The sequence below is a fragment of the Streptomyces sp. NRRL WC-3549 genome, from assembly GCF_000721935.1.
In the GTDB taxonomy this organism is placed as follows: Bacteria; Actinomycetota; Actinomycetes; order Streptomycetales; family Streptomycetaceae; genus Streptomyces.
Genome location: NZ_KL585423.1, coordinates 152,205 through 152,929 on the forward strand (window position 1 = coordinate 152,205; position 725 = coordinate 152,929).

At 76.0% G+C, this 725-nt stretch carries 1 protein-coding gene and 1 pseudogene; both read right to left on the bottom strand.

The window, feature by feature from the left end:
• Positions 1-86: 86 nt before the first annotated feature.
• On the bottom strand, positions 87-509 hold the full coding sequence (locus IH13_RS0127095; RefSeq protein WP_031088600.1) for a roadblock/LC7 domain-containing protein: 423 nt from the start codon (positions 507-509) through the stop codon (positions 87-89).
• Positions 506-725: pseudogene (locus IH13_RS45015) on the bottom strand (ATP-binding protein); the annotation flags it as partial. The pseudogene IH13_RS45015 and the gene IH13_RS0127095, both read right to left, overlap by 4 nt.

Sequence of the window (725 nt, forward strand, 5' to 3'; positions counted from 1 at the left end):
GAGCCGGTCCAGCGGGGGACCGGAGGGTGCGGGGCGCCCCTGGGTGACCAGGTAGGCGGGAATCAGGCGGCGGCCTGGGCCGGGGGTCATGGCCGGGCGGTGGCGTCCGGTCGGCGGGTGGGTGCGTGCATGGCCCGGGTGAGCGCGGTGACCTGCACCTGCATCTGGTAGGCGATGTTGCCCAGGTGGGCGTCGGGGGCCGCGAACAGGGCCAGCGTGGTGTTCCGGCCGGCGGGTACGACGACGGCGAAGCCCAGGTCGGACTCCACGACGGTCTGCGCCAGGCGGGGTGCGTCCACGTCGGTGAAGGCGGTGGTGAAGGCGCGGGCGGCGGCGTGCAGGGTGGCGGTCATCGCGGCGACGCGTTCGGCGGAGGCGCGCTCCAGACCGGGCGACGCGCCTTCGACGAGCCCGTCGCCGGTGGCGACCACCGCGTGCTGTACGCCCGGGAGCTCCAGCAGAGGGGTCAGCACCCAGGCGAGTTCACCGGTGGTGGGGGTGGCGCTCACGTCTCGTCGTCTCCTTGGTCGTCCGATGAGGATGCTGAGGGAGCGGTCGCGCTCCTGCCGCTGAGGGTGCCCTGCTGGAGGGCGGTCCAGGAGGCCCCGGCCCGTTCGGGCGTACGGAGGTCCGCCTCCGGGGCCGTCTCCGTGCCCCGGGGGGTCGTGGTGTCCCGGGGGGCCGTCCGCCGGGCCCGGCGGCGCCGGCTGGGCAGTGCGGGTGCA